The sequence below is a fragment of the Shewanella sp. 10N.7 genome, from assembly GCF_020806285.1.
Taxonomy (GTDB): domain Bacteria; phylum Pseudomonadota; class Gammaproteobacteria; order Enterobacterales; family Shewanellaceae; genus Shewanella; species Shewanella electrodiphila.
The window spans coordinates 97,832-120,674 of the sequence record NZ_JAJGZS010000012.1 but is presented as its reverse complement, the minus strand read 5'-3'; the positions used below and the strand labels follow the sequence as shown (position 1 = coordinate 120,674).

21 protein-coding genes are annotated in these 22,843 nt (G+C 40.1%); 6 read left to right on the top strand and 15 right to left on the bottom strand.

The genetic code is table 11. The annotated features are described in order from the left end of the window. Positions 1–152: 152 nt before the first annotated feature. Both LMH66_RS09805 and LMH66_RS09800 read right to left on the bottom strand, forming a co-directional pair. Positions 153–1,310, bottom strand: coding sequence for an iron-containing alcohol dehydrogenase (locus tag LMH66_RS09805; RefSeq protein ID WP_229369637.1), 1,158 nt, complete (start codon positions 1,308–1,310; stop codon positions 153–155). Between the two features lie 31 nt (positions 1,311–1,341). Further along, positions 1,342–2,037 carry a type 1 glutamine amidotransferase domain-containing protein gene (locus LMH66_RS09800; protein ID WP_229369633.1) on the bottom strand — a complete coding sequence of 232 codons (696 nt, stop codon included), beginning with the start codon at positions 2,035–2,037 and terminating at the stop codon, positions 1,342–1,344. 197 nt (positions 2,038–2,234) lie between these two features. On the opposite strand from LMH66_RS09800, the gene LMH66_RS09795 reads away from it, so the two are divergent. The 4 genes from LMH66_RS09795 (at position 2,235) to LMH66_RS09780 (ending at position 6,638) form a co-directional block, all read left to right on the top strand. Continuing rightward, complete coding sequence (locus tag LMH66_RS09795) at positions 2,235–3,152, top strand: LysR family transcriptional regulator (protein ID WP_102528147.1); 918 nt, start codon at positions 2,235–2,237, stop codon at positions 3,150–3,152. Positions 3,153–3,889: 737 nt separating this feature from the next. Then, positions 3,890–4,318 carry a DUF2057 family protein gene (locus LMH66_RS09790; RefSeq protein WP_102526180.1) on the top strand — a complete coding sequence of 143 codons (429 nt, stop codon included), beginning with the start codon at positions 3,890–3,892 and terminating at the stop codon, positions 4,316–4,318. Positions 4,319–4,835: 517 nt separating this feature from the next. Then, complete coding sequence (locus LMH66_RS09785) at positions 4,836–6,026, top strand: class I SAM-dependent rRNA methyltransferase (protein ID WP_229369630.1); 1,191 nt, start codon at positions 4,836–4,838, stop codon at positions 6,024–6,026. A gap of 222 nt (positions 6,027–6,248) precedes the next feature. Beyond that, complete coding sequence (locus tag LMH66_RS09780) at positions 6,249–6,638, top strand: PliI family lysozyme inhibitor of I-type lysozyme (RefSeq protein ID WP_157936179.1); 390 nt, start codon at positions 6,249–6,251, stop codon at positions 6,636–6,638. A gap of 55 nt (positions 6,639–6,693) precedes the next feature. Here LMH66_RS09780 and LMH66_RS09775 read toward each other — a convergent pair whose 3' ends face one another. The 5 genes from LMH66_RS09775 to LMH66_RS09755 form a co-directional block, all read right to left on the bottom strand. Next, the gene (locus tag LMH66_RS09775; RefSeq protein ID WP_102526268.1) at positions 6,694–7,038 is read right to left on the bottom strand and encodes a hypothetical protein; all 345 of its coding nucleotides are present in this window, start codon (positions 7,036–7,038) and stop codon (positions 6,694–6,696) included. Positions 7,039–7,265: 227 nt separating this feature from the next. Beyond that, a complete protein-coding gene (locus LMH66_RS09770) occupies positions 7,266–7,703 on the bottom strand; it encodes a CBS domain-containing protein (RefSeq protein WP_229369629.1) in 438 nt (145 codons plus the stop codon). Between the two features lie 104 nt (positions 7,704–7,807). Further along, positions 7,808–9,568, bottom strand: coding sequence for a GNAT family N-acyltransferase (locus tag LMH66_RS09765; RefSeq protein WP_420709413.1), 1,761 nt, complete (start codon positions 9,566–9,568; stop codon positions 7,808–7,810). Between the two features lie 51 nt (positions 9,569–9,619). Beyond that, on the bottom strand, positions 9,620–10,522 hold the full coding sequence (locus LMH66_RS09760) for a UDP-2,3-diacylglucosamine diphosphatase (RefSeq protein ID WP_102526265.1): 903 nt from the start codon (positions 10,520–10,522) through the stop codon (positions 9,620–9,622). Positions 10,523–10,766: 244 nt separating this feature from the next. After that, complete coding sequence (locus LMH66_RS09755; protein WP_229369625.1) at positions 10,767–11,798, bottom strand: Leu/Phe/Val dehydrogenase; 1,032 nt, start codon at positions 11,796–11,798, stop codon at positions 10,767–10,769. Positions 11,799–12,060: 262 nt separating this feature from the next. On the opposite strand from LMH66_RS09755, the gene LMH66_RS09750 reads away from it, so the two are divergent. Next, on the top strand, positions 12,061–12,507 hold the full coding sequence (locus LMH66_RS09750) for a DUF4826 family protein (protein WP_229369623.1): 447 nt from the start codon (positions 12,061–12,063) through the stop codon (positions 12,505–12,507). A 139-nt stretch (positions 12,508–12,646) separates the two neighbouring features. Here LMH66_RS09750 and hisIE read toward each other — a convergent pair whose 3' ends face one another. The 8 genes from hisIE to hisG form a co-directional block, all read right to left on the bottom strand. Beyond that, entirely contained in the window at positions 12,647–13,276 is a 630-nt protein-coding gene (gene hisIE, locus LMH66_RS09745; RefSeq protein WP_229369620.1) for a bifunctional phosphoribosyl-AMP cyclohydrolase/phosphoribosyl-ATP diphosphatase HisIE, read from the bottom strand. A 65-nt stretch (positions 13,277–13,341) separates the two neighbouring features. Beyond that, a complete protein-coding gene (gene hisF / locus LMH66_RS09740) occupies positions 13,342–14,115 on the bottom strand; it encodes an imidazole glycerol phosphate synthase subunit HisF (RefSeq protein ID WP_229369618.1) in 774 nt (257 codons plus the stop codon). Further along, positions 14,097–14,834, bottom strand: a complete 738-nt coding sequence (gene hisA / locus LMH66_RS09735; protein ID WP_229369616.1) for a 1-(5-phosphoribosyl)-5-[(5-phosphoribosylamino)methylideneamino]imidazole-4-carboxamide isomerase — start codon at positions 14,832–14,834, stop codon at positions 14,097–14,099. Before hisA ends, hisF begins: the two co-directional genes overlap by 19 nt. After that, positions 14,831–15,514, bottom strand: a complete 684-nt coding sequence (gene hisH / locus LMH66_RS09730) for an imidazole glycerol phosphate synthase subunit HisH (RefSeq protein ID WP_229369613.1) — start codon at positions 15,512–15,514, stop codon at positions 14,831–14,833. Before hisH ends, hisA begins: the two co-directional genes overlap by 4 nt. A gap of 10 nt (positions 15,515–15,524) precedes the next feature. Next, positions 15,525–16,592 carry a bifunctional histidinol-phosphatase/imidazoleglycerol-phosphate dehydratase HisB gene (hisB, locus tag LMH66_RS09725; protein WP_229369611.1) on the bottom strand — a complete coding sequence of 356 codons (1,068 nt, stop codon included), beginning with the start codon at positions 16,590–16,592 and terminating at the stop codon, positions 15,525–15,527. 137 nt (positions 16,593–16,729) lie between these two features. After that, a complete protein-coding gene (hisC, locus tag LMH66_RS09720; RefSeq protein WP_229369609.1) occupies positions 16,730–17,797 on the bottom strand; it encodes a histidinol-phosphate transaminase in 1,068 nt (355 codons plus the stop codon). 38 nt (positions 17,798–17,835) lie between these two features. Continuing rightward, positions 17,836–19,122, bottom strand: a complete 1,287-nt coding sequence (hisD, locus tag LMH66_RS09715) for a histidinol dehydrogenase (protein ID WP_229369650.1) — start codon at positions 19,120–19,122, stop codon at positions 17,836–17,838. Positions 19,123–19,204: 82 nt separating this feature from the next. Then, positions 19,205–20,104, bottom strand: a complete 900-nt coding sequence (gene hisG / locus LMH66_RS09710; RefSeq protein ID WP_102526256.1) for an ATP phosphoribosyltransferase — start codon at positions 20,102–20,104, stop codon at positions 19,205–19,207. Between the two features lie 599 nt (positions 20,105–20,703). Here hisG and LMH66_RS09705 point away from each other — a divergent pair. Further along, positions 20,704–22,629 (top strand): ATP-dependent DNA helicase, encoded by a 1,926-nt coding sequence (locus tag LMH66_RS09705; protein ID WP_229369607.1) that lies wholly within the window; start codon positions 20,704–20,706, stop codon positions 22,627–22,629. Positions 22,630–22,843 lie beyond the last annotated feature (214 nt).

The window sequence follows — 22,843 nt, the reverse complement described above, 5'->3', positions numbered from 1 at the left end:
CTGGATCACAATTTAATCGGGCAAGTTAAGCGTGGTTTGGCGAGAATAGAAAAGGCTAGCACGATGCTAGCCTTTGCATTCGCTTATACTTATTCAAACCAAAAACCTAGGTTGATAAAGTATAAGCTGGTGGACTCAGTGATTAACTTGAATTACAAAGCGGTGGTTAAAATTTCACGGCTGACTGCTAAATCGATATCACCATGTTCACCTAACTTTGTCATGCCATGCTTTTCAAGAGCAGACACTAAAATATCAACTTGCTCCGCACCCACATCAATATCACTTAAACGTGTTGGTACCTGCATCAACTTAAAGAAGTTTTCAGTGGCGACAATCGCTTGATCAATTTTCTGCTCATCGCTACCGGTTGTGATACCAAATACACGCTCAGCATATTGAACTAATTTGGCATGTTTTTGCTCGCGACGAACTTTCATAACCGCTGGCAGTACAATTGATAAAGTACGTGCATGGTCAATACCGTGGCTGGCTGTTAATTCATGTCCAATCATATGGGTTGACCAATCTTGTGGGACACCCGCACCAATTAAACCGTTCAATGCCATGGTTGCTGACCACATGATGTTGGCTCTAACTGCTAAATCTTCTTTAGTCTCAGCTGCTAGTGCTTTTGGACCTTCTTCAATTAATGTCTGCAGTAAACCTTCGCTGAAGCGGTCTTGAACTTTACCATTAACGTCGAAGGTTAAGTATTGCTCCATAATATGGATATAAGCATCTACAACACCATTACCAATTTGACGATCCGATAAAGACAAAGTCACAGAAGGGTCTAATACTGCAAATAATGGACGCACTAATGGGCTACCAAATGGTAATTTGTTACCGTCACGAGTAATCACAGAGCCACCATTGGACTCAGAACCTGTTGCTGGAAGGGTTAAAACTGCTCCTATAGGTAATGCCTGTTCAACTTTGGCGCCTTTTGCGACAATATCCCAAGGATCTTGACCATCAAATTTAGCTGCCGCAGCAATAAATTTAACCCCATCAACAACTGAACCACCACCTACTGCAAGGATGTAGTCGATGTTTTCAGCTTCAATGACAGCTTGCGCTTTCATTAACGTATCGTATTGAGGATTTGGTTCTACACCAGAAAATTCAAACCAAGTGTGGTCTTTTAGTGCCAGTTTAACCTGATCATAAACACCATTTGATTTAATTGAACCACCGCCATAAACCATAAGTACTTTTGCATCAGCTGGGATTTCTTGGCTAATAGCACTGATTTGATTTTCACCAAATAAGATTTTTGTATTGTTTTGAAATGAAAAATTAAGCATGAGAATGTCCTAGTATCAATAATAATCTTTATTAAGCGTTTATGTGTGATGCTAACTTTTGTGCAGTTATTGATGAACTTGCAGGGTTCTGACCAGTAATCACTAAACCATCTTGAACTGAAAACGCATGCCAGTCAGCGACTTTTTGGTAATCTGCGTCACGTTTTTGTAATTCATCTTCAAGCAAGAAAGGCACCACGCTTGTTAATTGCACGGCTTCTTCTTCTGTGTTGCTGAATCCTGTGACAGCTTTACCTGCAACTAGCATAGTGCCATCGTTGTTTTTAGCATTTAACAGTGCTGCAGTTGCGTGACATACAGCTGCTACCGGTTTGTTTTGGCTAATGAACTGCTCAATTAGCTCAATTGATGTTGTGTTGTCGGTTAAATCCCATAATGGACCGTGACCACCAGGGTAAAATACACCATCGAAATCATCAACGTTAACTGTCTCTAACATTTGCGTGTTAGCTAATAGAGCTTGTGCTTCTTTGTCATTATCAAAACGGCGAGTGTCATCAGTTTGAAAATCTTCTAGCTCACTACTTGGGTCAATGGGTGGTTGGCCACCAGCTGGTGAAGCTAGAGTAATATTAAAACCAGCATCTTTAAAAACAAAGTAAGGCGCTGCAAACTCCTCAATCCAAAAACCAGTCTTTTTACCTGTGTCGCCTAAAGCATCATGAGAAGTTAATACCATTAATACGTTTTTAGTTACTTGAGTCATGGGAAGTCCTTGTTTAACTGTTCTGGCAAAGCATTGGGTTTTGCACGTACCGTAATATTGAAGCCATTATAGAAACGAGATTAATATCTGACAATGCAGAGTAATTCGACTTCATTGTTTAAATTATTGATACAATGAACTGATTAAGTTAACGCTAAGCTCATAATAGGGTTATTTGCGATAGGAGGGATTTGACGGTGAATGTTTCTTTTGAACAGCTCAAAAGTATGGTGGTGTTTTCACAAGTAGTGGAACAAGGGAGTTTAAGTGGCGCCGCTAAACATATCGGACTGTCTCGTGCTGTAGTGAGTTACCATCTGAAAAAACTAGAAGCGCACCTACAAGTTAAGTTACTCAATCGTTCAACAAGAAGTATTAGTTTGACCGAAGAAGGGCAAGCCTATTATCAGTCCTGTAAGGTTATTGCAGAACAAGCTTATTCGGCGAATAAGCAAATTGAAAATATGAAAAGCGAACCAATGGGTTTGATAAGAATGACTTGTCCGGTTAATGCTGGGCTTGAGAACATTGTGCCTGCACTGAATGAATTTAAACGTATGTACCCAAAGATTGAACTGGATGTCATGTTAACAGATGATATCGTGAATATTATTAATCAAGGTATCGATATCGCAATTCGTGGTGCACCTCTGGTGGATTCGACATTACAGGCAACTAAATTGTCTGTACTGCAAACGTGTTTATGTGGCTCGCCTGAATATTTTAATAAACACGGTAGGCCTAAATCACCCAGTGACTTAAGTGTTCACGATTGGGTTATTTATAAACCGTTAAAAAAAGTGCTTGAGCTTAAAAAAGGTAGCCGCTCTTTTAGCATCGAAATGAAGGGCAGTATTAGCACCAATAATGCATCAGCACGAACCGCGTTTGTTGAAGGGGGCCATGGTATTGGCCGGATCCCAACTTATGATGCTTTACCCAAAATCAAACAGGGAACCTTAGAGTCAGTATTAGATGATTATCAATTCAGTGATATTAATATTTATGCGGTGTTTCCGCCTGGCGCTGCAGATTCTAAAAAGATAAGACTTTTATTAGACTTTTTAAAAGCATATTTTGACAAAAAAAGTGTGCGTATGGAATTGAACCATTAATTGTTCCTGATTATTCAGGCGTTTAATCAAACATGTAAATCGACTAAAAATTATACTTGCTAGATAGTAGGTTTGTACCCTGCCTGATGTCTTGAAACTGTGGTATTTATGCTTTTTTTATTTGAAACATTATTTTAGGTAGGGTAATCAACAGACCATACCATCCGGTAAAGAAAACCCAACCAGCAAACAAGTTTATAACCTTGCCATGTGTTGTTTCGTAATGAAAAGAATAGACATCTAGGTTAGTCATTATTGATAACCAAAAAGTCGATGAAAGCACAATCATTAAGACACTCAATGCAAATAATGAAATGGCAGTAACAGCGTTCACATTCCTTTTCTGTTTTGTTTTTATACTGTTTTGGCAGTGACAAATTTTCAATAGTTCGACTCGTTCCATTTCGCAATGTACGCACAAAATTTTTCTTTTGCCAACTTGACTCATCGATGAAGCTTCCAGTTTATCATTAATGTTATTATTAGTTTATTAACTATAAAGAATAAAACGTTAAGGTTCTGTGTATTAAATCAAAGAAAGTGAGTTGATTTTAAATATTGTCACAGTTAATTATTCTTTTTAGAAATAAAGCGGCTGATTTTAAATGATTATTTATTTTTAAATAAAAATAATTCAATTGTTTTTGAAATTTTTATTGTTTATCGAAGGTCTAATTATTCGTGTGGTATGAAATGAAGTGTTTTACGGAATACATGAAATTAAATTGGAGCTTAACATGAATACTAAACTTACATTATCGGCAGCACTCGGATTATTATTGACAAGTTTTGCTGCGCAATCTTCTAGCATAACCTTCCATGACGACCTTGATGTTGATAGTGTCAATGGTGTTGTGATTGAGTTTGAACGTGAAGTCGACTTAGGCACTGGCGAACAGTTAATCGAAGTTAGCTACAGCGACTTGTTCCAAGATAACGCTGATGACTCTGGGCATTGGGTTAAGTCACAGCCTTTGTACTTAAAGTTAGATGTGTCAGGGAATGAAAAATATCACCTAGAATTACCAGAATTATATTCAGCTGATGATGCTAAAGATTTTTTACAAAACCCAGTTTTATCATTAACGATAGATGGTCAACAGCATCAAGATATTACTTTATTAAGTCAGTCTCAATTATTTACACTGTTACTTTTAAACAAATAGCTTATAATTTTATTTACTATTCAATATAGATGATTTAAATACTTGTGTAGACTTATATTTATTATGCTGGCCTTGAACGTTTATTAGTGATTTTTTACAGCTTATTTATATTTTATTATTACTCCATGTCATTTTATATGAAATGGCACTTATTGTGATTAATATCATTGGGCAAACAATGTTTTAAGATGTCGTTATAAAGATGTCGTTATAAAGATGTCGTTATAAAGTGGACGTTATAAAGATGTCGTTATGAACGTGACATTTGAAAGGTGACATTTGAAAGGTGACATTTGAAAAGTGGATAGAAATAAGTAGTTCATCCTAAAATAAACGCCATTTAATATAAATTAAATGGCGTTTTTGTTTGCCGATAGACAAGATGTGCTCAACATGCGCTGTGGTTGCACTAAGTTCATTTGCTAATGAGGGAAAACCTCTATAATTGAGTGTTGTAACTTGCGTTCCCCTGTTAGGATCCTTATCATCGCGATCCCAAATTTAAAAAGGCAGCATCATGGCAATCAGAATCAAGCTTAGACCCAAGCGTGAAAAATCACTCGAACGTAAACATCCTTGGGTATTTGCTAGTGGTATACATAACATTAAAGGTAAGCCGCAAGCAGGTGAAACGGTTGATGTTGTTGCGCATGATGGTCATTGGTTAGGCCGTGGTGCATGGTCGCCAGAATCGCAAATTCAAGTACGAGTTTGGACATTTGATAAAGAAGAGCAAATCGATAAAGACTTCTTTACTCGACGCATTCAGCGTGCACAAGCGGGTCGAGAAGCGCTTATTGCCGAACAAGGGTTAACGGGTTATCGACTGATTGCTGCAGAATCTGATGGACTGCCAGGCATCACCATCGATAAGTATGCCAATGTATTAGTGTGTCAATTATTAAGCACTGGTGCTGATTTCTGGCGTGACACCTTAGTTGAGGTCTTAGCTGAGTTATACCCTGATTGTGCTATTTATGAGCGCTCAGATGTGGACTCTCGTAAGAAAGAAGGGCTGAAGCCTGTCACTGGTTTGCTTCATGGCGACTTGCCTGAAATGCCTGTAGTGATAGAAGAAAATGGTATCAAGATTTCAGTGGATGTGACTAAAGGCCATAAAACAGGTTTTTATTTAGATCAACGTGACAATCGTGCAATTGCAGCGCGTTTTGTTAAAGGCAAGTCGGTATTAAACTGTTTTTGTTATACAGGCACATTTGGCTTATACGCAGCCAACGGCGGCGCGGCCAGCATCGAAAATGTTGATGTATCAAAATTAGCGTTAGATACGGCCCGTTTAAACATGGAAATTAACGGGTTTAGTGATGAGCATGTTAATTACCATGAAGCCGATGTGTTCAAGCTATTACGACAGTATCGTGATGAAGGTAAAACATTTGATGTTATCGTTCTAGACCCACCTAAGTTTGCCGATAACAAGGCGCAGTTAAATGGCGCGTGCCGTGGTTATAAAGATATTAATATGATTGCAATGCAACTGCTTAACCCAGGTGGAACCTTACTGACATTCTCTTGTTCAGGGTTAATGGCTGCCGATTTATTCCAAAAGGTTGTTGCTGATGCTGCGCTGGATGCGAAACGTGATGTACAGTTTATTGATCGTTTAAGCCAAGCTAGCGATCATCCTATTGGCAGTGCATTTCCAGAAGGGTTTTACCTTAAGGGCCTTGTTGCTCGGGTGTTCTAAGGTTTAAGCGGTTTCTTAATGAGTCGTGTTTTACTCATTAACGCGTTAAGGCTACCAATTGGTAGCCTTTTTTTGTTTCGAGAGTTTCTAGAGTTTCGCCATTATATAAAATGTAAAATGATGTTGTTTTGGATAAAAATTCGCAAATTAACGCAGTTTGCATAATGATTATATTAATCGACTTAACAGCTGAGCGAGTAGGTAATGAAAATGAAGGCTTTAATGATAAAACTAGTAGCAGTAGCCAGTTTTTCAATGTTGATGACTAGCGTGCAAGCACACGAAACGTTTGAACTAACCACATCAAATGATGGTACGTATATTCAGTCATTTGAGTTTAGTAATGGCCAAAGTTTAGTGATTGCAGAGGGGCGAATTGAACCTCGCTCAATTGGCTCGATTACCATTAAATTGTTTAAAGATTTATATGTAGGTGACTTTACCCAGGGGATTGTCATACCAAGAGATGGCACCATTCTTAACGTTGAAGTCATGGAGGATACTGATCAAGTACAAAAAGTGAAAATAACCACTGTGACTGCAGGCAGTGGTAATTATCAGTCTTCGCAATTGATTTGTGTCGAGAATAACAAACTATTTGAATGTGAATAAAAACAGGCTGCAAGAGCAGCCTGTTATTTAAAACATAATAAATGAAGTCACTAAGTTAACTGATCCAATAAAGCCCTAGGCTACTCATACATGCGAGCATCATTGTGGCTTCAAAAAACGTTTTGCTACTCAATAAACTCTGCTTTCCTTGCTTCAAGCTTGCGATCAACTGATTTTGCTTATAAAGCCGACAGGTAAGTTGTTCTGTTTGAGGGTCAATAAGTAATTGTAATCGACAGGGTTTACCGCTTTTAAGCTCAATTTTATGGGTACTACGTTGTCCAAAATTAACCTTAGTCGACACGATTTTGTCATTAACTAAAACACGTTCTAATCCGATCCAGTCACTAGCCAGCAATTCAATCTTTTCCTGATTTAATTGATATTTGAAACTCGTCATAAACATCTCCTTGGCTTGTGAACCTACCTTAAGGTAAGCAGACAAATGTGACGTTTTCCAGCGAGAAAAATGAAGTTTTTTTGAATCGATCGGTATGTGTTTGTTGAGATTAAAGATTTTATTTTAATTATTTTTAATTGACAAAATTTACTTTTGAACTAGTAGTTAAAGTATCTGGCTTTTGATGATGACACTATATTTAACATCTTAAAATCATAGGCTTAAGTTTAATTCTCGGCCTTATTGTTATCCACTTTTACCAAGCCGCAATAGTGTCCAAGCAAGTCTCGCCAGCTGACGATCCCAACTAACTCATCATCTTGTAGAACAGGGAAACAGGTAATGCCTTTACTAAGCATTAATTGCGATGCACTTTGGATATCTAATGACGGGGTAATAGTAATTGGCCCGTGAGCCATCACCTGATGAACGCGTTTATTGAGGGTCTCAATGTCTCTGGTGAGCTCTGCTGCTGTGCCTAAATTAGGGCTGAGAGCATTGAGCAAATCAGTACGGGCTAAAATGCCTGAAATGGTTTTGTTTTCATCAAGCACCACTAAATGATGAAAAGGCACATTATCAAATATTTCTTTTGCTGTGCTAATGCGGTCATCCATTTCAATGGTGACCACTCTCGGGCTCATTATTTGCTCAATTGTGACCATGATGATCCTCCTTTTCAATTAATCTATTTATATCAGACAATTGTAAAGTGAACAAATCATCACAGCCTTTATTTGCGGTATTCAAACCATATAAAAAGTCGCTGTTAGTCTATATTTTTAGTCTTTGAGTGATAATCGATGTAGCGCTGACGTTTTTTAGGCTTAAGAGCATGAACATCCACCAAAACCAGTCCGTCAATACAATTGCCGAAGTCAGTATCAATACCAAAATCGAGAAACTTCACACCATCATCTTGGCAAAGTTCACCATATTGCTTATAAAGCGGAGGCACTGCCGCGCCCATGTTTGCCAAGGTGTGCTTTAACACCTTAAAACAGCTTGAGTAATCATTATCCTGATATAAACCGTTCAACTGGTGTAGACGTTCATCTGTGAACTGATAGGGGCTATTAGATTGTGCCAGTTCGTTTGGCATTGAAAAGTGTTGCTGGTAAAAATGCACCATCATTTCTTTGGCTTGCTCAGGTAATTGGTCGCTAATCGACACAGGGCCAAATAAATATCTAAATTGCGGGTTTTTAGCTAAATAAGCGCCAATCCCTAACCATAAATAATCAAGACTCCGTTTACCCCAATATTTAGGTTGTACAAAACTTCTACCTAGCTCAAGTCCGCTTTCAAAATATGGCGCAAACTCATCTGAATACTTAAATAATGACTGGCTATATAGCTTTTCTGGGCCTTGTTCTTCATGGACTTTCTTAGCACTGGCGAATCGGTATGAGCCGACAATTTCCAATGCATCTTTATCCCACAACACTAAGTGCTGATAGTAAGGATCGTATTGATCGTTATCGCGGCGATTACCGCTGCCTTCGCCGACCGCGCGAAAAGCGATTTCACGTAATCTGCCAATTTCACGCATGATTGGGCTGCAATGATGGTGCTGATATAAAAATATCTGTTTGTTGTCGTTAGTCTCACCCAGTAACTCACACTGCTGCAGCGCATGTTGCAACTCACTTCGCGACTCAGGATGAGCGATTGCGTTTTGTGTAGCAAAAAGCGGGCTGCGGTTTTTACCAATCCGATAAAGATGATTCTTAAGCAACTGTACTTTGGTTTTACGGGAAAAGTCATTGCTGGTTATGGCTTCTTTGGGGATCAATTGCCCAATACGAACAGGCATAGTGCGCTTGGCTTGTTTAAACATCTCTTTGACCAGCATTAAGCTCGCAAGGGGTTTGTAAATCATCGATGCGCCGTAAAACGCTGCTGAGTTTTTAGCATCAACGAATATGGGTAACAAAGGTGCATTGCAAGTGTTAGCCATTTTTAAAAAGCCTGAATGCCACTTTAAGTCGGTCACGCCAGAAGGTCGTAACCGTGATACTTCTCCAGATGGAAAAATCAGAACTGCACCTTCACTTTTGAGATGAAAGTGAATATTTTCAAGATGTTGCCTTGGGGTTCCACCAGACATGTTATTAACAGGCAACAATAAGGAATGCATGGGCTCTAGCGCCATTAATAACTCGTTTGCTACCACTTTAATATCGGGTCTGACTTTACTGATGAGTTTTATTAATGCCAGTGCGTCGAGTGAGCCGATAGGGTGGTTGGCGTAGATCACCACTCGACCTTCTATGGGAATGTTTTCGATTTCATTACTTGGCACTGAATAATTAAAGTCAAAACACTCCAGAACGTGCTCAACAAAATCAACGCCTTTTAAATATGAAAATTCAGCCGCTATTTCATTGCACTGCTTTTCATTAAGTAAGTAACGCAGCATGGCCTTAGTGGGGGTCGCAAGCCATGGGGTTTGGTTCAGTTTGGGTAAGTTCTGCTGAACTACGTTCTCTACGGAAAAAATCATTTTGATGACCTTTGTTGTTATCAATGCGAAAAAGCGGTTTTACTTAACTCACATTTAGTTCGCTAACAGTATTGGTTAAGCGACTTTCTGCTTAAATTCACTGCTTGGCTGCACGTTAAGTTGGAATTGTTTAATGACTTTGGTGGTGGATGCTTCGTCACTCCAACGTAATAGTTGTAATTGACCGCTGAAGGTTTCTGCTATTAAGGTGCAGTTTTCAACCCAGTCACCGTCGTTGGCGTAAATAATGTCATCGTGAAGTGACAATTCAGGTTGATGAATATGACCGCAAACAACCGCTTGTACCTGTTGAGTTTTGGCATAACGTAAAACGGCATCTCGGTACATTTCTATCGCATGTTGTGCTTTGTTGACCCGCAGTTTGACGTAACTTGCTAGTGACCAGTATGGAAAGCCACAAGCGTGTCTGATTTGATGTAATTTACGGTTAAGGAACAGTAATACGTCATATAAATGGTCCCCTAATTTGGCATACGCACGGCTAACACAAACTTCAGAGTCAAACTGGTCGCCATGAAGCATTAAGATTTTTTCGCCTGTGATGCATTCATGGATATATTCATTTGCCATGGTTATTCCCCACAAATGAAAGTCGGTATAAGACTTAAAGGCTTCATCGTGGTTACCTGGGATATATTTTATCTGGGTGCCATCTTTGGCCAGTTGCAGTAATTTTTGTAAGACGAGGTTATGGGTTTCCGGCCAATAAACTTTCCGCTTCAGTGCCCAAATATCAATAACGTCGCCGACTAAGTAAATTTGCGCTGCTTTTGTTTGAGTCAGTAAATTCAGCAGAAATTCAGCCTTACAATCAACACTGCCTAAATGAATATCTGATAGCCAAAGGGCATTGAACTGTTGTTTTATATTTTCAGGAGGAAGCGATCGACCATTGGCAGTTATCGCTTCAGAGAATGGATTAAAGTTTGCTTTGTTATCAACATGACTTTGAGACATTGACGCTTCCCTGAATATGGATTTCAAGGCTAGCTTATGGGACGTTTTTGAATAACAGATGACGATAGTATGTCAAATCGGTGACAAACTTTATAAAACAACAGGTTGGCAATAGGTGATGAATTAAGCGTTTTAAATGATTTGCAGTGAATAGAAAGCTGCTAACACTTTATTAATAGACATAAAAAAGGGAGTCACTGTTTAGTGACTCCCTTTCATTTCTAACTGGTTTCGAATAACCAGATTATTTTGCTGCGTTAATGATGGCGCGAGCCATGTCATCTGCAACATCACCTGTTGTACGGTTATCTTTTTCAGCTTCATCAAAAATTTTGATTAAGGTGGTGTAGATTTCTTCTACTTTTGCGCTTGATTTAGCCGCATCATAATCACTTTCGAAAGAGACATTAATAATACCGCCAGCATTAATCACGTAATCTGGAGCGTATAAAATACCTTTATCTTTCAGGATTTCACCATGACGAACTTCGGCTAGTTGGTTGTTCGCGCAACCAGCAACAATCGTTGCTTTCAACTGTGGGATAGTCGTGTCATTAATCGTAGCGCCAAGTGCACAAGGTGCATATACATCAACATCTTGGCTATAGATATCTTGTGGAGCAACGACTGTCGCACCAAATTCTGTCGCCACTTTATCTAAAGATGCTTGGTGAATATCGGTAACGATAAGTTCAGCGCCTTCTTCATGCAAATGCTTACATAAGTAGTAACCTACGTGACCCACGCCTTGAACTGAAATCTTAAGACCTTTAAGACTATCAATACCGCGTTGATGCTTAACGGCTGCTTTGATGCCTAAGTAAGTTCCTAAAGCTGTGAAAGGAGAAGGATCGCCACTTTTACCTTCAAGACCTGCCATGTAAGGCGTTTCTTGATGTGCAATCATGATATCTGCAGTTGAAACACCCACATCTTCAGCTGAAAAGTACTTGCCGCCAAGTGTATGAATGCAACGGCCAAATGCACGGAATAGCGCTTCACGATCTGTTGTTTTAGGATCGGCAATAATCACTGACTTACCGCCACCCATAGTTAAACCTGCAAGGGCATTTTTGTATGTCATGCCGCGCGAGAGGCGTAATACATCGTTTACTGCTTCATCATCTGAATCGTAGTTCCACATACGACAACCACCTACGGCAGGGCCGAGGTTAGTGTTATGAATTGCAATGATTGCTTTTAAGCCACTTTCTTCATCTTGACAAAAAACGACTTGTTCGTGGTTATCAAACGATACATGATTAAATAAAGCCACTGGTGATCTCCGCTGTGCGATAAAATAGTCGTTAGAGTTATACGGGATAACGACTGCTTGTTATTATTTATTGCAGAACGATAGCATTTAGCGATACTCTCAACAAAGATAGATTCATATAATTTTGTGATCTACGTGGCAATTTAGCTTGCCACTTTACGTAAACGTAAACTTTTTATGCGTTTCGTTACATTTGTCACCTTTTTATAGGTGTTGATGTTATTTTATGATGACAAATATAACAATAAAATAGGAAGAAAGAATGACCGAATCAGTGGCTGAGCCTAAAGTAGAACAACCCGATCCAGAAGTGCAAAGACAACAATGGGTCCAAGCGCAATTTCAAAAAGCCAATCGTTTCCTTGCTGAGAAAGGGGTCATCCCGTCTAAAGTACTTGCTGATGAAAGCCGTTACCTTGTGCCTTACCTCGCTATTTGGAAAATGGAATCTAAGCAACCGACTAAACAAACGTTCTGGGTTATGTCTGGTGACTTACCTTCAGATTATGTCGACGTGAAAGTAGCGGGTACTGCACGTGAAGCAATTCGTCATTTTTCAATGATGTGGCAGTTAAAAGCTGAGAACCTGCATAAGTCAGGCGCGACACGTGATGAAACCCAACTAAAATTTGCTAATTTATTGGTATCTCGTGCAGAGAGCCTTTACAACATGCAAAATGATGAGAAGCTATGGGAAGAGCAAGCTTAGTTTTGACAACAAACTTTTGAGTTAACAAATGAATGTTAGCGAACAATAAAGGCACCTTAAGGTGCCTTTATTATGTCTAACGGATTTATTATTTATAAACGTATTTATGTATCGATGTACCTATGAATGAATTAAAGCGTTATTTTCTGTTCAAATGACGCTGCATTAAATTCTGGTTAACTTCAGCCATAGAAAGTTGCTGATCTTCTAACAAAACAATCAAGTGATACATCAAATCAGAGGCTTCATTAATCAACTCTTCTTTATCATGAGTTGCTGCAGCTAAGGCTGTTTCTAAGCCTTCTTCACCGACTTTTTGCGCAATTCGTTTAGTACCTCGTTCAAATAAAGAAGCGGTGTAACTTGAATCTGCACTTTGTCCTTTGCGAGAAATGATCACATTGGTTAAGTTATCGATAAACGAATGTGCGTTGCCGTCAGGCCAGCAACTTTCAGTGCCTGTGTGACAAGTTGGACCATTTGGAATGACTTGTACCAGCAAGCTGTCATTATCACAATCTTTATCAATAGCCACTAGATCTAACGTGTTCCCAGAGGTTTCACCTTTAGTCCATAAACGTTGTTTTGAACGACTATAAAAGGTGACTTTTCCTGTGGCTAAGGTATGTTCTAAAGCGGCCTTATCCATATAACCTAACATGAGCACCTTGCCAGTCAGGTGATTCTGAACAACTGCAGGGAGCATGTTGTCTTGTTTATCCCAAGCCAGTTCTGAAGTGTCAAATTTTACTGTTGAAGATTGTGTCATTATTCTTTTCTCTTGTTAATTAGCACATCTGTCTTATTTAGTGGCGTTTAAATGACTATATTTAATTATAGACGTATCGCAATATTCTCATTGGCTAAGTATTTTTTTAACTCATTGATATCAATTATGCCTTTGTGAAATACACTAGCGGCAAGTGCTGCATCAACATTGGCTTGTTCAAACACTTCTTTAAAGTGCGCCATGGTTCCTGCGCCGCCAGAAGCAATTAATGGCACATCACATATCGCTCTGACAATGCTGAGCTGTTTAATATCATAACCACCACGAACGCCATCTTGGTTCATCACATTGAGTACGATTTCACCGCAACCTCGTTTTTGCACTTCTTCAACCCAATCTTGGGTAAACCATTGCGTATCTTTGGTCGCAGCCTCGTCACCGGTAAATTGTTTAACCTTATAGCTGTCTGACTCGGCGTCATAAAATGAGTCAATGCCTATCACGATACATTGTCGGCCGAACTCATCTTGTAAGCGCGAAATCAAGCTAGGGTCGCTAAGTGCAGGGGAGTTAATTGAAATCTTATCCGCCCCATAAGCCAGCATTTGTCTTGCTTGTTCGATAGTTTTAATCCCGCCAGCAACACAAAATGGAATATCAATTTGTGCTGCAACACGGCTCACCCAAGATTTATCAATGACTCTGTCGTGGGCACTGGCAGTGATATCGTAAAATACTAATTCATCGGCGCCTTCGAGCGCGTATCTTGCGGCTAATGGCTCAATGTCACCAATGATTTCATGGTTACGAAACTTCACACCTTTAACAACTTGACCGTCACGGACATCAAGACAAGGGACTAAACGTTTGGCCAACATGCAATTGCCTCCGCAACAGTAAAGTTCTCAATTAATAAGGCTTTGCCAATAATGATACCGTTAACTTTGCTATTTCTTACCGCTGCAACATCATCAAGTGTGGCAATGCCACCAGATGCCTGCCAATTTATTTCTGGATATGTGCTTGCAAGCTCTTGATATAAGTCAGTGTTTGCCCCTTGAAGGGTACCATCACGGCTAATATCGGTGACTAAAGCATGTTTCAGTCCAACGGTACTGAATTCGCTCACAAGGGATTCAAGTGACTTGCCGCCTCCAGTTTGCCAACCAGAAACTGCGACAATTTTTTCACCTTGCTCATTAATGTTCACATCTAATGCTAAACAAATCGCATCGCTACCGTATTTCACAAACCAGCTTTTAACCAGTTCAGGTTCTTTAACCGCAAGCGATCCGATAACGACACGCTTAACGCCAATATCGAGTAATTCTTTAACTTGCTGCTCACTGCGGATCCCACCACCGACTTGAATGTCAGTGTTAAGTCCTGCTGCTAATTCTGAAATCAGTTTTATTTGACGTTTTTCAGGATTTTTTGCACCGGTTAAGTCCACAATATGAAGTAAGTTAGCACCCTGAGCTTCATATGATTGCAGCTGTGCTAAAGGGCTTAAATCAAAGGTCGTTTTTTGTTGATAATCACCTTGGTATAAACGTACAACTTGGCCATCGATCAAATCAATTGCTGGAATAATCATGCTTGGCTCCCCATGTTCAGGAAATTCTGTAATATTTTTGAGCCGATAGCGGCACTTTTCTCTGGATGAAATTGCACCCCGAAGAAGTTATCTTTACCGATGGCAGCACTAAATGATTCACCGTATTGTGATGTGGCAATCGTGTATTCACTGATTGGCGCTTTAAAACTATGGACAAAGTACACATAGCTACCATCTTCAATACCATCAAAAAGAGGGTGGTCTGAGACTGAGATTTGATTCCACCCCATATGAGGTAATGGCAAACCTTGACTGTCTAAGTCATTTATTTGTGTCGGAATCAAGCCTAAACAATCGATATCACTATCCGTGCGCCCGCCATGTTCATTGGATTTTTCTGCTAGCATCTGCATGCCTAAACATACGCCCATCACAGGCTGAGTTAGGCTATTAATGATTGTGACTAAGTCACGGTTCACTAACGCATCCATCGCAGCACCTGCTGTACCAACACCTGGTAAAACTACACGTGCGGCAGATTTAATCACTTGATGATCGGCAGATACAATGACATTAGCTTGTAAACGCTCGAAGGCGAATCTTACAGAGCTTAAATTTGCACAGCCTGTATCAAGAATCACAGTCGTGTTTGCTTGATTCACAGCACTCACATTATTCACCCTACTTAAACCATTGTCTGTTGTCGTTGAGTTTGTCATTTGTACAACCTTAAAGAACACCTTTACTTGAAGGTAAAATATCACCCTCGACTTTAACCGCTTGACGCAGTGTTCTACCTAACACTTTAAACAAGGCTTCAACCTTGTGGTGATCGTTATCACCTTCAGTACTGATGTGCAGGGTACAACGAAGACCATCTGCGAATGAACGGAAAAAGTGTGGCACCATTTCAGTGGCCATTTCACCTACCATTTCTCGGTCAAATTGTGCATTGAACTTGATGAGTGGGCGACCAGAGATATCCATTAGACATTCACCGTTTGCTTCATCCATAGGTAAGCTAAAACCAAAGCGCGCAATGCCACGTTTATCGCCTAATGCTTGACGTAGTGCATCACCAATAGCGAGTGCGGTATCTTCGACACTGTGGTGATCATCAATTTCTAAATCACCATCAACACTCACGTCCATTTTGAAATTACCGTGGGTTTGGATTTGATCAAGCATATGGTCAAAAAAGCCAATGCCAGTATCAATTTTGCCTTTGCTGGTATCGTCTAGGTTAATGTTAACTTTGATATCAGTTTCTTTGGTCGTACGTACCACTTCACTGGTGCGTCCTTTATTTAGCAGGGCATCGGTAATGGCTAACCAATCTAAGCTTTCACGTTGATATTGAAAGCTGGCAATGCCCATTGCATTAGCCAGTTCAACATCGGTATGGCGATCGCCAATGACTGCTGAAGTGGTAAAATCGACTTTACCTTGGGTTAAGTACTCTTTAACTAAGCCAAGTTTAGGTTTACGGCAGCTGCAATTTTCATGGTCAAAATGTGGACAAATGACCACGTCATCAAATTTAATCCCTTGGCTTTCGAATATTTGCATCATCATATTATGTGGTGCATCAAAGTCAGCTTGTGGGAAAGAGTCTGTGCCTAAACCATCTTGGTTTGAGACCATGACTAGGCGAAAGCCCGCATTTTGTAATTTTAACAATGACGGAATTACTTGCGGTTCAAAGACAAGTTTTTCTAATTTATCTAATTGCTTATCAATTGCCGGTTCTTCGACTAATGTGCCATCTCTATCAATAAACAATATTTTCTGCTTCATGGGACTTCCTTAAATTTTTTGTCATTCTGTATGGTTATCAGTGACGTTCTCACGAGGTTAAACACTAAGGGTTACTGCTGTATACAGCACTAACTTATGCCTTAATTCATGCCCTAACTCGAGCCCTGATAACGCTATTATTTGTTTTTACTAAAGATGGCAATGAGCCTATCGGTATCTGATTCTTGGCTGAAACTAAAACGAATTCGATTTTTTAAGCGTACATCTTTATATGCTCTTGCGACTATCCCAGCCTGCTGCAGCGATTGGCTGACTGCATCTGTGTTAGTAAATTCTGCTAACACAAAGTTGCCATTAGCGGGTAGCACTTTGGCACCGTAAGCTTCAAGCGCTTGGCTTAAGCGTTTACCTTGCTCAGCTAATAGACTCACTTGCTGACGCATTAATTCAACCCCCTGGGTTGATAACGCTTTTTCTGCCACTTCAGATACAGGTAGCGGCACAGGGTAAGGGGCGATGACGCGCATGATTAAATCGATAATGTCAGTGTTTGCCATTAAAAATCCACAACGCGCACCTGCAAGTGCAAAGGCTTTAGATAGGGTTCTTAGCACCACAAGGTTTGGGTATTTCTCGATTAAATCCGCGACTGAATACTCAGCTGAAAATTCAATGTACGCTTCATCGATAACCACAATAGCATTAGGCATAGCGGCAATAGCCTGTTCAATGTCTTGTTTGCTAATGATGGTACCCGTAGGGTTATTCGGATTACAAATAAAGACAACTTTGGCACCCGCAGTTTGCTCAGCAAAACCATAAGGTAGTTGATATTCATCAGTTAACGATAAATTAATAACATCAACATTCACGGTTTTGGCACTGATGGCATACATACCATAAGTGGGCCCGAAACAGGCAATACTGTCTTTTACTGGGGTGCAAAAAGCGCGAATAAGAAGTTCAATGCCTTCATCTGCGCCACGAGTTGAAACAATTGACTTTGCTGCCACGCCCGAATATTCACTGTATGCTTTTATCAAACTTTCAGGCTGGCATTCAGGGTAACGATTAAGTTTATTGAGTTCACTATTATTAAATGGTGATTCATTAGCATTAATCCATACATCACCACGACCACCAATACGTCTTGCGCTTTCATAAGGCGTAAGATCAAGTAACTCAGGTCTAGCGAGCCTTTGTGCGAGTGTTAATTCGCTGTTTTGCTTTATGGAATTAGCCATTATCTTCTTCTTTATTTAACCAGTGGTGATGTATGCGTTTATAACGAAGCCAGTCTAATGGCTACGGCATTTTTATGTGCATCAAGTAGTTCGTTTTCAGCTAATATCATGACTGTTTCCCCTAAACTTTGTAAGCCTTGTGGGGTGAGCTCTTGTACCGTAAAACGGCGCGAGAAATCAGCGAGCGATAAACTTGAAACACTGCGGCTGTAGCCATATGTCGGTAATACATGGTTTGTGCCACTGGCATAATCACCAACAGACTCAGGTGTATATGCCCCTAAAAACACACTACCGGCAGCACGTATATTGGCTAAAATGGCTCTTGGGTTTTCAGTCTGAATAATTAAATGTTCAGGGCCGTATAGGTTTGAAACCATCGCAGCTTCAGTCATGTCTTTCACTAATATAGTGCGGCTACAACTTAAGGCTTCTGCTGCAATATCTTGGCGAGAAAGTTCAGCAAGCTGTTTTTCTAGTTCAACATTGACCGCATCGGCGATATTGGCTGATTCAGTTACTAACATCACTTGCGAGTCTGGGCCGTGCTCTGCCTGAGACAATAAATCGGCTGCGATAAATGCAGGGTTTGATTTCTCATCTGCAATGACGAGTACTTCTGATGGCCCTGCTGGCATATCAATGGCGACACTACAGCGACCATCTTGCGATACTAAACGTTTTGCTTCGGTAACAAAGCGGTTTCCTGGTCCGAATATTTTATCGACTGCAGGAACTGATTCCGTACCAAAAGCCAGGGCGGCAATCGCTTGAGCACCGCCCACTTGATAGATCTCAGTAATACCACACACTTTGGCTGCGTAAACAATCGCATCATTGATGGGTGGTGGGCTTACTAGCACTCTTTGCTCACAACCTGCAATTCTTGCGGGTAGTGCTAGCATCATGACGGTAGAAATCAACGGAGCACTGCCACCAGGAATATACAAACCCACTTTTTCAATCGCTTCAGAGCGAAGTTCGCAGCGAATACCCGGCTGAGTTTCCACATCAATAGCTTTGAAAGCCTGTGCCTGGTGAAATGTCTCGATATTGCTAACCGCATTTGCAACTGCTTGTTTAACGTCATCACTGACTCTTTCACAAGCTTGTTCTATCTCAAGTGCCGATAAACCCAAAGATGAAACATTAATACCATCAAAACGTTGGCTATACTGCTTAAGTGCTTCATCTCCATCTGCAACGACGGTATTGATGATGTCACGTACAGACTGTTCAACACTGTTGTCGCCAATCAAAGGCGAGCGAAGTAACGCTTGCTGCTGTGCTTGTTGGCTTAATTGATCCCAATTAAGTATTTGCATTGATTGTTTGATTTGCATTTACCGCTCCGCTACTGCTATTTCGTTAACGCTAGTATTTTTATCTGCTGATGAGTTATTAAAACTAGCCAGCCATTTTTTCAATTGGCATCACTAGAATTGAGCTAGCACCGAGCGCCGTTAACTCTTCCATTGTGTCCCAGAATAAATCTTCTGTGCTGACTGCGTGAATTGCGACGCGATCAGTATCATCGTTAAGTGGTAAAACCGTTGGGTTTTCAGCACCTGGCAGTAGGGCTACAATTTGATCTAATGTTTCTCTAGGTGCGTGCAATAAGATGTACTTACTTTCGCGGGCACGAACTACGCCGTTCATGCGAGATAAGATTTTATCGATTAATGCTTGTTTACCGGGCTCTTGCTCTTCAGCTGACTGGATAATACAAGCCATTGATTGGTAGATAACGTCAGTTTCGTACAATCCATTGGCTTCAAGGGTTGCACCTGTTGAAACTAGATCGCAAATCCCATCAGACAGACCTGCACGCGGCGCGACTTCAACAGAGCCTTTTAACATACAGTCACTGTAGTTAATGCCTTTTTCCTGCATATAGCGGCGAAGCAGGTTAGGGTATGAAGTCGCAATGCGAAGTCCTTCAAGTGAGCTGGCATTTTCATAGCTAAACTCATTTGGTACGGCTAATGATAAGCGACAAGCACCAAAGTCTAATTCACGCAGCTTTACACACTCAGCTGGCTTGCCTAAAGTTTGGCGTTCAATTTGTTCTTCTTCGAGAACATTCTCGCCAATAATACCTAAATCAACGACACCGTCCATGACCAAACCTGGAATGTCATCATCACGTACACGTAGTAAATCGATTGGCATATTGTCAGCGTGAACGATGAGTCGTTGCTCATTCACATTGAATTTAACGCCACAACTTTTCAGTAATTTTTGTGACTCTTTTGATAGTCGACCAGATTTTTGAATCGCAATACGCAGTCTGTTATTTTCGCTCATGGTGTAACCCCTAATAAATTTAATATAAAAACAATAATTTAAGCCTAAAAACTAAAAAACCCCTGAAATTTCTTTCAGGGGTTTGTGTATTTTTTTACAACCGCCTGAAGGAAATAGTCCTCCGGCAGTGAGCATCCGAAGGCTACCGCAAATGGTGATGATGATGGTTTGTATCGATTCGGATGAACATAATAAATTCTCTTTAAATTAGCTTGTGTAATTTCATTACAAACAATCTAACCCCTTTTAAATTTGTTTGCAATACAGAATAAAGACTTATTGTGATTTTTTTTAAAATAAAAAATATAACTTATATCAGTATGATTTTTAGACTTATTTTTACTCTGTTTGTATATACAAGTAAGCGAAAACTGCTGATATATCGACAGCTTTTATTGTGAAAATTTTATAAAGGAAATAAAAGTAAGAAAGTTAATTTCAAACTTAGTCTTACTCGTCAATTCAACTTAATATTTAATGTTACCTAGTATTTGAATTGTTAAGCGTGCTAATTACATAGATAATATGATAGATAAAAGCCGTTAGTCTGATAACCCGATAAAAAGTGGTACCAATGAGTTCATCTTTAAGAGTTAATTGTGAGCAGTAGATTACAAAAAGAAGTCGAATTAGCTTTTTCATCTGAAGGCGCTTTAGCGAAAAGTATTCATCAATACCGACCAAGACAGAGCCAGTTTGATATGGCAATGGCGGTGAGTGATGCCGTCGCGAATAAGCACAATCTCATTTTAGAAGCGGGTACAGGCGTTGGTAAAACTTATGCTTATCTGATCCCTGCATTATTGAGTGGCAAACAAGTTATCATCAGTACCGGCAGTAAAAACCTTCAAGAGCAATTATTTTTTAAAGATTTACCCTTATTGCTGAAAATGTTTTCTGTCGCGCCAAAAACTGCTTTATTAAAGGGCCGCAGTAACTATTTATGTCAGCTAAGGCTTGAGAAAAACCTGCAGAACATCAGCAAAATGTCTCCTCAAGTGGTAGATGAACTCATTAAGATCAACCAGTGGGCCAGTATGACCAAAGATGGTGATATTGGAAACCTGACTGCCGTTGCTGAAAACTCTGCCACTATTGGCACGGTGACTAGCACTAAAGAAAGCTGTACGGGTAAAAAGTGCGCTTATTACGATGCTTGCTTTAGTCGTAAAGCAAAAATTAAAGCCCAGGATGCAAAAGTGGTGGTGGTCAATCATCATTTGTTTTTTGCTGATCGCTTATTAAAAGACACAGGCTTTGCTGAATTATTACCTGAAGCGGACGTGGTGGTGTTCGATGAAGCGCATTTAGTGCCAGATGTTTGCATTAATTATTTTGGCCAACAAATTGCCACGCGAGATATAGACCGTCTATTAAATCAGGTGATTGATGTTTATCGCACCGAGCTGCGTGACACCATCCAATTAGAGCAATTAAGTCAGCGAAGCTTAGTGAAATTATCCCATTGGCAAAACGAGTTACTGGAAGCTGAAGTGACCGATTGGCGCCAAGTCATATCGAACAAAGCACTTGCGACTCAATCATGGGACTTATTAACCGAGCTGATGACAATTTTGAAGGTCACCACTGAGCATGTCGGGCGTAGCGAGACATTAGATTCAATCGTCACACAACTTGCTACTTTGATTGGTAATTTGCAGAGCTATTTTGAATGCCATGATCAAAACGCCGCGTACAGTGTTGAACCTAGTGGCCGCTTTACCATGTTGAGAGTTGCGCCAATTAATATTGCCAAACAATGTCAGCAGTTATTTGATAAAAACACCCAATGGATTTTTACCTCAGCGACATTGCAAGTAAATCGTCAGCTTAAACATTTCGCAGACGAATTAGGTTTAGGAAAAGCAAAACAAATTATTCTAGATAGCCCATTTGATTACCCAAATCAGGCGTTATTTTGTGTGCCAAGGCATCTGGCTAAATCAGGCCAATCTGCGGCTAATGTCAATCAACTCGTTGATGTTTGCACTCAAGCTATTAATGCAGCGCAAGGCCGTACCTTTATTTTATTTACCAGCCATCACATGCTACAGCAAGTGGCAATAGCACTGCAGCGTAAGGTCAATTACCCTTTATTAGTCCAAGGCCAAGCCAGTAAGCAAAGCTTATTGAATAAATTCCGTCAGCTCGGCAATGGGGTTTTACTGGGTACTAGCAGTTTTTGGGAAGGCATTGATGTTAGGGGACGTTTATTAAGTTGCGTGATCATTGATAAACTGCCATTTGTATCACCTGACGATACCTTATACCGTGCAAGAGCCGCCAATGCAGAGCGCAGTAATAAAGATCCATTTCAGACTATTTCATTACCTCAAGCAGTGATCAGTTTGAAGCAAGGAGTAGGGCGTTTGATAAGGGATGAAAAAGATCGCGGCGTATTAATTTTGTGTGATAACCGTATAGTGAACCGTCCATATGGTGAAGCTTTTATTAACTCTTTGCCGCCAATGAGCCGTACTCGAGATTTAGATACTGCGTTAAGCTTTTTAAAACGTATCCCATAAGTTATTATATCGTCCATTATTTAAAGATATATTCTAGGGCCTGTTGATCTTTGCTGGTTAAGTTTAGTTCGAAATAAAAGCGTTGTAATCGAGGCGGATGAGTTGATGCCTAGTCATCTAAGCATAATGCATCCAACAAAGAGTAAAACGCTTTTAATCGAACCCCTTGGGCAGCGTTTGTTGGCCATTTTTACTACGTTATCGACTTTTTATG

What these genes read in the sequence shown, in the direction of transcription:
- LMH66_RS09805 (WP_229369637.1), bottom strand. Translation starts at nt 1,310, where the DNA reads ATGCTTAATTTTTCATTTCAAAACAATACAAAAATCTTATTTGGTGAA.
- LMH66_RS09800 (WP_229369633.1), bottom strand. Translation starts at nt 2,037, where the DNA reads ATGACTCAAGTAACTAAAAACGTATTAATGGTATTAACTTCTCATGAT.
- LMH66_RS09790 (WP_102526180.1), top strand. Translation starts at nt 3,890, where the DNA reads ATGAATACTAAACTTACATTATCGGCAGCACTCGGATTATTATTGACA.
- LMH66_RS09785 (WP_229369630.1), top strand. Translation starts at nt 4,836, where the DNA reads ATGGCAATCAGAATCAAGCTTAGACCCAAGCGTGAAAAATCACTCGAA.
- LMH66_RS09780 (WP_157936179.1), top strand. Translation starts at nt 6,249, where the DNA reads ATGATAAAACTAGTAGCAGTAGCCAGTTTTTCAATGTTGATGACTAGC.
- LMH66_RS09775 (WP_102526268.1), bottom strand. Translation starts at nt 7,038, where the DNA reads ATGACGAGTTTCAAATATCAATTAAATCAGGAAAAGATTGAATTGCTG.
- LMH66_RS09770 (WP_229369629.1), bottom strand. Translation starts at nt 7,703, where the DNA reads ATGGTCACAATTGAGCAAATAATGAGCCCGAGAGTGGTCACCATTGAA.
- LMH66_RS09760 (WP_102526265.1), bottom strand. Translation starts at nt 10,522, where the DNA reads ATGTCTCAAAGTCATGTTGATAACAAAGCAAACTTTAATCCATTCTCT.
- LMH66_RS09750 (WP_229369623.1), top strand. Translation starts at nt 12,061, where the DNA reads ATGACCGAATCAGTGGCTGAGCCTAAAGTAGAACAACCCGATCCAGAA.
- hisIE (WP_229369620.1), bottom strand. Translation starts at nt 13,276, where the DNA reads ATGACACAATCTTCAACAGTAAAATTTGACACTTCAGAACTGGCTTGG.
- hisF (WP_229369618.1), bottom strand. Translation starts at nt 14,115, where the DNA reads ATGTTGGCCAAACGTTTAGTCCCTTGTCTTGATGTCCGTGACGGTCAA.
- hisA (WP_229369616.1), bottom strand. Translation starts at nt 14,834, where the DNA reads ATGATTATTCCAGCAATTGATTTGATCGATGGCCAAGTTGTACGTTTA.
- hisH (WP_229369613.1), bottom strand. Translation starts at nt 15,514, where the DNA reads ATGACAAACTCAACGACAACAGACAATGGTTTAAGTAGGGTGAATAAT.
- hisB (WP_229369611.1), bottom strand. Translation starts at nt 16,592, where the DNA reads ATGAAGCAGAAAATATTGTTTATTGATAGAGATGGCACATTAGTCGAA.
- hisC (WP_229369609.1), bottom strand. Translation starts at nt 17,797, where the DNA reads ATGGCTAATTCCATAAAGCAAAACAGCGAATTAACACTCGCACAAAGG.
- hisD (WP_229369650.1), bottom strand. Translation starts at nt 19,122, where the DNA reads ATGCAAATACTTAATTGGGATCAATTAAGCCAACAAGCACAGCAGCAA.
- hisG (WP_102526256.1), bottom strand. Translation starts at nt 20,104, where the DNA reads ATGAGCGAAAATAACAGACTGCGTATTGCGATTCAAAAATCTGGTCGA.